Origin of the sequence: Brevundimonas sp., assembly GCF_027484365.1 — a bacterium.
GTDB lineage: Bacteria > Pseudomonadota > Alphaproteobacteria > Caulobacterales > Caulobacteraceae > Brevundimonas.
On record NZ_JAIXTC010000028.1, the window covers coordinates 25,371 to 34,913 of the forward strand.

Annotated in this window: 5 protein-coding genes; 2 read left to right on the forward strand and 3 right to left on the reverse strand. The window is 66.0% G+C overall.

What is annotated here, in order from left to right; all coding sequences use genetic code 11:
• Positions 1–18 precede the first annotated feature (18 nt).
• Positions 19–1,812 (reverse strand): alpha-amylase family glycosyl hydrolase, encoded by a 1,794-nt coding sequence (locus Q0044_RS15175; protein ID WP_298163305.1) that lies wholly within the window; start codon positions 1,810–1,812, stop codon positions 19–21.
• Positions 1,813–2,098: 286 nt separating this feature from the next.
• On the opposite strand from Q0044_RS15175, the gene Q0044_RS15180 reads away from it, so the two are divergent.
• Entirely contained in the window at positions 2,099–4,879 is a 2,781-nt protein-coding gene (locus tag Q0044_RS15180; protein WP_298163306.1) for a TonB-dependent receptor, read from the forward strand.
• 129 nt (positions 4,880–5,008) lie between these two features.
• Positions 5,009–6,526, forward strand: coding sequence for a tryptophan halogenase family protein (locus Q0044_RS15185; RefSeq protein WP_298163307.1), 1,518 nt, complete (start codon positions 5,009–5,011; stop codon positions 6,524–6,526).
• 7 nt (positions 6,527–6,533) lie between these two features.
• On the opposite strand, the gene Q0044_RS15190 is transcribed toward Q0044_RS15185, so the two are convergent.
• Together Q0044_RS15190 and Q0044_RS15195 are read right to left on the reverse strand one after the other, a co-directional pair.
• The gene (locus tag Q0044_RS15190) at positions 6,534–7,016 is read right to left on the reverse strand and encodes a chemotaxis protein CheW (RefSeq protein WP_298163308.1); all 483 of its coding nucleotides are present in this window, start codon (positions 7,014–7,016) and stop codon (positions 6,534–6,536) included.
• A 2-nt stretch (positions 7,017–7,018) separates the two neighbouring features.
• Positions 7,019–8,623, reverse strand: coding sequence for a globin-coupled sensor protein (locus tag Q0044_RS15195; RefSeq protein ID WP_298163309.1), 1,605 nt, complete (start codon positions 8,621–8,623; stop codon positions 7,019–7,021).
• Between the last annotated feature and the right edge of the window lie 920 nt (positions 8,624–9,543).

The following is a 9,543-nucleotide window of genomic DNA, read 5'->3' on the forward strand; positions in this document are numbered from 1 at the left end:
GGCTCAGGAGTTCGGCTGTCAACGCGCACCTTCGGAAGTACAGATCATGTAGTCGAGTCCGGGCACGGTGACCCGGAGGCTGGCGGGCGCGGTCGCCGTCGCAGGGCAGGCACCGCGTGAGGAGGACCAGTCGGCCGAACCCGCGTCCACCTCGATATTGGCCGCGATCGGCCGGGTCGAGGTGTTGTAGACGATCAGGGTCTCGCCCTGCTGTCCGGGAAGGCGACGCGAGACCGCCAGCAGCCCCGGCGCCTCGGCGGCGAATCGTACGGTTTGCAGGCCGCGACGCAGCCGGACGTCCGCCTGGCGCAGGCCGGCCATTTCAGCGATCGCGCGATAAACGGGGGCGTCGGTCGAGAATATCGGCCGGGCGCCGCCGATGATGCGGTCGTCGCGATAGGCGGGGACGCGGGTCTCGAACATGTCCTGGCGGGCGCCGCCGTAGCCGCCGTCGCCAGCGAAACCCTGTTCGTCGCCGTAGTAGATGGTCGGCGCGCCGCGGCTGAACATCATCAGGGCGTGGGCCAGGGTCTGGCGCTGGAGCAGCTCGGCGTCGGAAATGTCCGGCCTCGCCGTCAGGATGAAATTGCCGATCCGGCCCATGTCGTGGTTGCCGAGGAAGGTCGGCAGGCCCATCGCCCCGGTCTCGCCGCCTTCGTAGAGCGCATCGGCCGCGAACAGGCGCGCCAGCCGGTCCGGGGCCGCGTCCCGGGCCACGACGTCGGTGACGGTCGACTGGAAGCCGAAGTCGAGCACCGCCGGATAGCCATCGACCCGGGTGTAGCGGGCCAGCGCCGCAGGATCGGCGTCATAGACCTCGCCGAAGATGTGGAAATTGGGGATCCCGTTGGCCTCGGCGCGTTCGAGCATGGCGGGGACGAAGGCTTGCCAGAAGGCGGAGTTGACGTGCCGGGCCGTGTCGATCCGGAAGCCGTCGATCTTATACCGGTCGATCCAGTCGCCGAAGATTTCGATCATGCCCGCGACGACCCGGGGGTGTTCGGTCATCAGGTCGTCCAGGCCCGCGAAGTCGCCGTCCTGGCTGCTCTCGTTGCGGAACGTGGTGTCGCCGCGGTTGTGATAATAGATCGGGTCGTTGAGCCAGGCCGGAACCTTGACCGTCTCCTCGCCCGCCGGGACGTAGGGGGTGTAGGCGTAGTCCGGTCGGGTCAGACGATCGAAGTTCGATCCATCGAACCCGTCGTTTATGGCCTCGCCCTCCACGCCGCCGCGCCGGCCGACGGGATAGTCCGCCCGGCTGCGATAGGCGCAGTCGTTGGCCGGACACTCGCGATACCGGATCACATCGGCCGTGTGGTTGGCCACGATGTCCATATAGACCTTCATGTCGCGCGCATGGGCGGCCTCGACGAGGGCGCGCATGGCCGCATCGTCGCCGAAATGCGGATCGACCCGGGTGAAGTCGGTGATCCAGTATCCGTGGGCGCCTGCGAACTCGCGCCCGGGCTCGCCCTGCACCGGCTTGTTCCGGAAGATCGGGGCCATCCAGATCGCGGTTGCGCCCAGGCCCTGGATATAGTCCAGCCGCCGCTCGACCCCGGCCAGGTCGCCCCCGTGGTAGAATCCTTCGTGAACGGGATCAAAGCCGTGATCCAGGCGTCCGCCCGGCAGGCCGCCCGTGTCATTGGACGCATCGCCGTTGTCGAACCGGTCGGGCAGCAGGAAATAGATGACCTCGTCCTGCGGCAGGCGGGCTCGATAGTCCTGCGCCTGGGCGACAGCGGCGCTCGAGAGGAGCCCGGCGGCGAAGCTCAAGGCCAGGCCGAGGCCGCGACGGAATGATGTCGTCATCGCTTCTCTCCTCCCTCTGCGGTCGCCGGATGCAAAGCCCGGCAGAACTCTTTGCAAGATTTTGCAGGCCCGGATCGCCGTGTCAATGTGGCAACGGTGCGTCCGGCTTCACCGACCTGTGGACATGGTGCGCCGCAATATCAGGCGGTTTCTGCGGTTTCAGCGCTCGCCTTATTGCGAACCGATGCATTACGGGCTTGCAAGGTTGCACAGAGTTTGCATAGATTTGCGTAACTGGTCGGGATCGCTTCGTCAGAAACGCGAGATGGCCGCAGGGAGGAAGAAGATGAGGAACCGCTTCAACACGCGTGCGCGTCTGATGGCCGGGGGCGCCGCGAGCGTCCTGGCCTTGCTGGCTATGGCCGGCGTCGCTCAGGCCCAGACCACACCGCAGGATGAGACGCAGGTCGACGAGGTCATCGTCACCGGCATCCGCGGCTCGATCGTCAGCTCGATCGCCGCCAAGGCCCGCAATACCTCGATCGTCGAGGTCATCACGGCGGAAGACATCGGCAAGCTGCCCGACGTGTCGATCGCCGAATCGCTGGCCCGCCTGCCGGGCCTGACGGTCCAGCGCCTGGACGGCCGGGGTCAGCTGATCTCGATCCGGGGCCTGGGTCCCGACTTCACCACCGCCCTGCTGAACGGTCGCGAACAGGTCACTACCGGCGACAACCGCGGCGTGGAGTTCGACCAGTATCCGTCGGAGCTGCTGAGCGGCGTCACTATCTACAAGACCCCGGACGCCCAGCTGATCGGTCAGGGTCTGGCCGGCACGGTGAACCTTCAGACGATTCGCCCTCTGGCCTATGGTCGCCGCGCGATCGCCGCCAACGTCCGCTATGAGCAGAACGACATCGGCGCGCTGAACTCCGGCACCGAGGACAACGGCGTCCGTTACAGCGTCTCCTATATCGACCAGTTCGCGGACGACACGATCGGCATCGCCCTGGGCTATGCCCATATCGAGAGCCCGTATCAGTCCGAGCGCTACAACGCCTGGGGCTATCCGAACGCAGGGCCCGGCGGGTCCTTCGCACTGGGCGGCGTCAAGCCCTATGTGATGTCGTCGGAGCTGGAGCGCGACGGCTTCATGGGTACGGTCGAGTTCCGTCCCAACGACCGGTTCCACTCGACGATCGACGCCTTCTATTCCGAGTTCTCCAACACCCAGATCCTGCGCGGCATCGAATTCCCGCTGGCCTGGGGTGGATCGTCCGGAGCCTGCGGCACGCCCCAGGTCCAGACCCCGACCTGCCGCCCGGGCCCGACCCTGCAGGCAGGCTCCACGGTGGCCAATGGCTTCCTGACCGCCGGAACGGTCAGCAATGTGAAGGGCGTCATCCGTAACGATGTGAACACCCGCGACAGCAACATCACGTCGCTGGGCTGGAACACCGTCTTCGACGCGACCGACGACTGGTCGTTCATGGCCGACCTGAACTACTCCAAGGTCGAGCGCGAGGACGTGGTACTGGAAACCTACGCCGGCACCGGCCGTGACGTGGCGGGCGCGCTCGACACCCTCGGCTTCCGGCTGGACGGGAACAACGTCCCGGTCTTCACGCACCAGCTGAACTACGCCGATCCGAACCTGATCCGTCTGACCAGCCCGCAGGGCTGGGGCGGGGACATCATTCCGGGCGGTCAGGACGGCTATCTGAACAACCCGTCCATCGACGACGAGCTCAAGGCCGTACGCCTGGAAGCACGCCACGAGTTCAACGACGAGGGTCCGTTCTCCTCGATCAAGTTCGGCGTCAACATCTCCGAGCGCGAGAAGACGTTCGTCAACGACCAGTTCTTCCTGGGCGTCAAGGGCGGCGGTTCGCCCGTCGTGCCGACCGCCTTCCTGTTGCCGGCGACCCAGCTGACCTACCTCGGCCTGGGCGGCGTCATCAGCTATGACGCCCTGGGACTGGTGAACTCGGGCTTCTACAACCAGGTCCGAAACCCCAACGCCGACGTGCGTTCGGGCAACTGGGAAGTCACCGAGAAGGTCAATACCGCCTACGTTCAGCTGAACATCGACCACATGCTGGGTTCGCTGCCTCTGACCGGCAACATCGGCCTGCAGTACATCGCCACGGATCAGAGCTCGAACGGCTTCGCCGCCTCAGGCAGCGGCGCGTCGACCGTCTCGCGGGCCGTGTCCGGCGGACGCGAGTACGAAGAGTTCCTGCCGGCCACAAACTTCATCCTGCAGGTTCAGGATGACATGTTCCTGCGCTTCGCTGCGGCCCGCACCTTGGCGCGGACCCGCATGGACGACATGCGCGCTTCGCGGAACTTCAACTTCGATGTGTCGAAAAACATCCCGGCGGCGCGTCCCGACGTGAACTCGCCGTGGAGCGGTTCGGGCGGCAATCCTGACCTGATGCCGACGATCGCCAACGTCTATGACATCTCGTTCGAGAGGTATTTCGCCGACCGTCAGGCCTATGTCTCGATCGCGGCCTTCTACAAGGACCTGGAGACCTTCGTCTTCAACCGGAACCAGATCTTCGACTTCACCGGCTATCCGACCGGTGCCATCGTCCCGGTCATCAACCAGGGCGTGGTCTCGGCCCCGGACAACGGCAAGGGCGGCTATATCTCCGGCGTCGAGTTCGCTCTGTCACTGCCGTTCGACGTCGTCCTCCCGGCGCTGGAAGGCTTCGGCATGCAGGCTTCGGTCTCGCAGACGTCCAGCGAGATCAAGCCGGACGGCAACGCAGCGACCCCGCTGCCGGGCCTGTCGGAAACCGTCGCCAACCTGACCCTCTACTATGAGGCCAACGGTTTCCAGGCCCGGATCTCGAACCGTTATCGTTCGGACTTCCTGGGCGAGGTCGCCGGGTTCGGCAACGGCCGCACCCTGCGCAGCGTCGCCGCCGAGAACGTCGTGGACGGCCAGATCGGCTACGAGTTCCAGTCGGGCCCGCTGGAGGGCGCCTCGGTTCTGTTCCAGGTCAACAACCTGACCGACGAGCCGTTCCAGACCTTCCAGAACAACGATGAACGTCAGGTCATCGACTACCAGTCCTACGGCCGGACGTTCTTGATCGGCCTGAACTACAAGTACTGACCCAAGAGCGGCGGACCCTGGTCCCTTGGGTCGTCGACTGAAACTGCGCCGCCCGTCAGCGACGGGCGGCGCTTTGTTTCGTCCGGACCGGACCTGCTACAGTCCAGAAAACCAGGGGAAACGCGGAACATGGCTGAACCGATCAAGTCGGTACTCGTCGTCGGAGGGGGCACGGCCGGCTGGATGGCCGCCGCCGCCCTGAACCGTTCGCTCGGGCCGAACTGCAAGGTCTCGCTCGTCGAGAGCGACGACATCGGCATCGTCGGGGTCGGCGAGGCGACGGTGCCGCCGATCCGGGATTTCAACGCCCTGATCGGCCTCGACGAAGCCGAGTTCATGCGGGAGACCCGGGCGACCCTGAAACTGGGCATCGAGTTCATCGACTGGGGGGCCAAGGGCAATCGCTACCTGCACCCCTTCGGGACGTTCGGCCCCGGACCGACCCTGGGCGAGTTCCAGCAGTCGTTTCTGGCGCTGCGGGCGAAAGGCAGGATCGAGGATGACCTCTGGGCCTATTCCCTGTGCGGCCGGGCGATGGAGGCGGGCAGGGGAGGCCTGCGCGACCCCGATCCGCGCTCGCCGCTCAATGCCCTGTTCACCGCCTACCATTTCGATGCGGGCCTCTATGCCCGCTATCTTCGCAAGGTCTGCGAGCAGCGCGGCGTAAAGCGGATCGAGGGAGAGATCGTCGATGTCGTCCAGAGGCCCGGCGACGGCTTTGCAGATGGGGTCCGTCTCAAGGATGGCCGCGAGCTCAAGGCCGAGCTGTTCATCGACTGTACGGGCTTCAGAGGGCTGCTGATCGAGGGCGCGCTGAAGGCGGGGTTCGAGGACTGGTCGCACTGGCTGCCGATGAACCGCGCCTGGGCCGTGCCGTGTGAACGGGTCTCGGCCACGACTCCCTTCACCCGGTCGACCGCCCGCGACGCGGGATGGCAGTGGCGCATCGCCCTGCAGCACCGCACGGGCAACGGACATGTCTATTGCAGCGACTTCACCGACGATGACACGGCGCGTCAGGTTCTCCTGGACAGCCTCGACGGCCCGGCCCTGGCCGACCCCCGGCCGTTGCGGTTCACGACCGGGCGCCGGAAGAAATTCTGGGACCGGAATGTCGTCGCCCTCGGCCTGTCGAGCGGCTTCATCGAGCCGCTGGAATCAACCAGCATCCATATGATCCAGTCGGGAATTTACAGACTGCTTCAGCATTTCCCGGACAGCCGGTTCAGCCCCGTCAATATCGAGAGCTACAACCGCCGTCTCGCCGCCGAGGTCGAGCTGATCCGCGATTTCGTGATCCTTCACTACCATGCGAGCCAGAGGGACGACTCGCCATTCTGGCGGCATGTGGCGGCCATGCCGATCCCGGACACCCTGCGGCAGCGGGTGGAGGCGTTCCTGGATCGGGGGCTCCTCTACCAGCATGGCGCGGATGAGTATTTCAGCCAGGGGTCGTGGCTCGCCGTCATGTACGGCCAGGGAATCCAGCCGATCGGCCACAACCCTCTGTACGATTTCCAGAACCTCGATCAGGTCAAGGCCGGCTTCGGCCACATCGCCGAACGCTGGAACCAGACCGTCGCCGCCATGCCGTCGCACGACGATTTTCTGAAGGCGCACGGACTGTGGGCCACCGCGCCGGAGTAGCCGGCGCTCAGGCCGGTTCCCTGACGGCCGTCCGGGGCAGCAGGGCGCCGACGACCAGCCGGGACAGCATGCGGTCCCCGAGAGGAATGATGGCGTCGACGAACTGGTTATTGGCGTCGGAATCGATGGCGGGCGGGGCCTGCAGCAGTGAGGCGGCCAGCTGGAAGGTCTCCTGGACTCCGTCGACCAGGACGCCGGCCATGCGGGTGCCGTGCTGGATGACCAGGATGACGTGGCGCGAGGAGGGCTCGGTCCTGCCCAGGCCCAGGCGGCAGCGCAGATCCAGGACGGGCATCACCGCTCCGCGCAGGTTGATGACTCCCAGGATGTAGTCCGGTGTCTGGGGCATGGGGGTGGCTGGGGTCCAGCCCCGGATCTCGCGCACCGATCGGACGTCGATACAGTACTCCTGTCCCCCGATCTCGAAGGAGATCAGCTCCAGCGTGGCGCCAGTGTCTGCGTTACCGGCCCCGGCGGCGAGCGGCGTCATGTTCAAAACTCCTGCCACTCGTCGGCCTTGAGCGCCCTGTTGCCGGCCGACCGGGGCGCCAGGCGGGATGCGGTGCTGGAGGGAGGCCGGGCAAAGGCCTCGATCCGGGCCTGGGCGGCGTGGACGGTGTTGCCGTGTGTCCCGGCCGACGTGTCGCCGATCCTGAAGCGAGACACGAGGGCGCGCAACTCCCCCGCCTCGCCCTTCAGTGAATGGGAGGCGGCCGTCGATTCCTCGACCATGGCGGCATTCTGCTGCACCATCTGATCCATCTGGGTGATGGCGATATTGACCTGGCTGAGACTGGAGGCCTGTTCCTGGGCCGACGAACTGATCTCGGACACCAGGCCGTCGATGGCGGCGACCTGGTCCACGATCCGGGCCAGGCTCTCGCCGGTCTCCCCGACCAGGGCCACGCCCTGGCTGACCTGCTGACCCGAGGTGGAGATCAGCGCCTTGATCTCCCTGGCCGCTTCCGCCGACCGCTGGGCCAGGGCCCGCACCTCCTGCGCCACGACCGCAAAGCCGCGACCGGCTTCGCCCGCCCGCGCCGCCTCGACACCGGCGTTCAGCGCGAGCAGATTGGTCTGGAAGGCGATCTCGTCGATCACCCCGATGATCTGGTTGATCTCGACCGAGGACGCCTCGATCCGGCCCATGGCGGCGATGGCGCGCTGAACCACCTCGCCGGACGCCTGCGCATCGCCCCGCGCCGAGGCCACCGCCTCCGCCGCCTGCTGCGAACCCGAAGCGGTCCGTTTGACCGTAACCGTGATCTGTTCGAGCGCCGCAGCCGTCTCCTCCAGCGACGCGGCCTGCTGTTCCGTGCGTTTCGACAGGTCATCGGATGCCGACGCGATTTCCTCAGATCCATTCAGGACGCCGATGGCGGACCCGGAGATGGACTGAATCGTCGCAGCCAGCGTCTCCACCGTCCTGTTGAAATCGTCCTTGACGGCCTGGAACTGCGGTTCGACCTCGATGTCCAGCAGGGTCGCGAAATCACCCGACGCCACGCGCTTCAGCCCTTCCGTGAGGGCCGCCATGACGCGGTTCTGCTGGTCTTCGGCCTCCTGCCGCTCGGCCTCGGCCACGGCCCGCCTGGCCTCCAGGGCGTCCAGATAGACGGAGACCGCCAGATCCATGTCCAGCAGGGTCGCCTTGACCAGGGCGCCCAGATCATCTGCGGTGGAGGCTGCGGACACGCCCCGGGCGTTCAGGGCGTGCCTGGGCCATCGCGCCTCGAGGACCTTGCCCACCATGGCCTCGAGAACGAGGGCGTATCCGCCGATGTACCAGCGCGGTTCCAGGCCGATACGGGCATGGACCTCGCCGACCTTGTTGACGCCGGCCGCATAGCTGTCGTCGTAGAGCCCGCTCGAGATGATGTCCCAATGGGCCATCTGCTTCTTGTGGGCGGCGTCGATATGGTCGTCGTTCCTGAAGAAGGCCCTGGTCTCGGGCGTGGCCCGCACCTGGTCGTAGAAGCCGTCCAGCGCCGCCGGCAGTTCCTGCATGATCAGGGGCTTGATGGCGCGAATGCGCGAACGCGCCGCCTCATCCAGCTTCATGAACGCGATACGGCTTTCAATCGCCTGATCTGGCACGGTTGAGTCCTCCTCGACAAACGGGCGGCCTTCGGTCGTCCTCGGATGAAAACCTTCATGCGTGTAGGGATAATGGCGGATTACTGTCTGGCTAGGTAGTTGTCCTTAAGTAATCGAGTCGCGTCCGCACTCGCATTCAGCACGGATTCCAGCGTGATCTTGAGCCCCCCTGTGTTGCCGGCCGCCGCCGGCCATGCGTCCGTTGGAACGGAGCCTGCAAGGTGCTCAGGCCGCAGGTCCGAATTCTCTGGCGCTCGAAGCGCCCGTGCCCGGATGTCTGTCCGCGGACAGGCCGGATGCTCCCATCTCCGGGGCGTGCCCGGCGTCGGGGACCGGAGGAAGGACCTGCGCCCGGTCCGGACGATCGCCACCTCGCGGCCGAAGGCTCCGAAGGAGGGGGCGGGACACAGAGATTCGCCGCGGTCTGCGGGAGACCGCCCAGGGCATGGCCCGAAAAGCCCGACGGGCAGAGACACGATCGGCAGCCGCCACGGCCGGACGGTGGCCGGGGCCTGGGAGGGGAGGGACGAGCGGGTGCTCCCGGCCTTTCATCACAGGGCTTTGGTCGGCGCCATTCGACGGGTGAACGGCCCTGTCGCCGCAGCATGTCCGGCTTCGCGACTCCGGGGCGAACAAGGCCGGCCACAGAGTCGCAGGCCCGGTCAGGGCCCCCGCAGGCGACGGATTTCATCTTTTTTTGAGAGGATACGAAATGGCGCTTGACCGGAACGCGGCCCCCGCCTAAATCCCCGCCTCCGCCGGACACCGGCGCAAAACAGTGTCTCCGGCGGGTTCGCTGGATTGGTCTTTGAAATCGTTGATTTGGAAAGAGAAACGCAGGCGGCGGTGTTCTGGCGATGGCTTTTGCCATACGACGAAACTGTTAATCTGCGGTCTTTTTGAAAGATACAACCATGTCG

What these genes read in the sequence shown, in the direction of transcription:
- Q0044_RS15175 (WP_298163305.1), bottom strand. Translation starts at nt 1,812, where the DNA reads ATGACGACATCATTCCGTCGCGGCCTCGGCCTGGCCTTGAGCTTCGCC.
- Q0044_RS15180 (WP_298163306.1), top strand. Translation starts at nt 2,099, where the DNA reads ATGAGGAACCGCTTCAACACGCGTGCGCGTCTGATGGCCGGGGGCGCC.
- Q0044_RS15185 (WP_298163307.1), top strand. Translation starts at nt 5,009, where the DNA reads ATGGCTGAACCGATCAAGTCGGTACTCGTCGTCGGAGGGGGCACGGCC.
- Q0044_RS15190 (WP_298163308.1), bottom strand. Translation starts at nt 7,016, where the DNA reads ATGACGCCGCTCGCCGCCGGGGCCGGTAACGCAGACACTGGCGCCACG.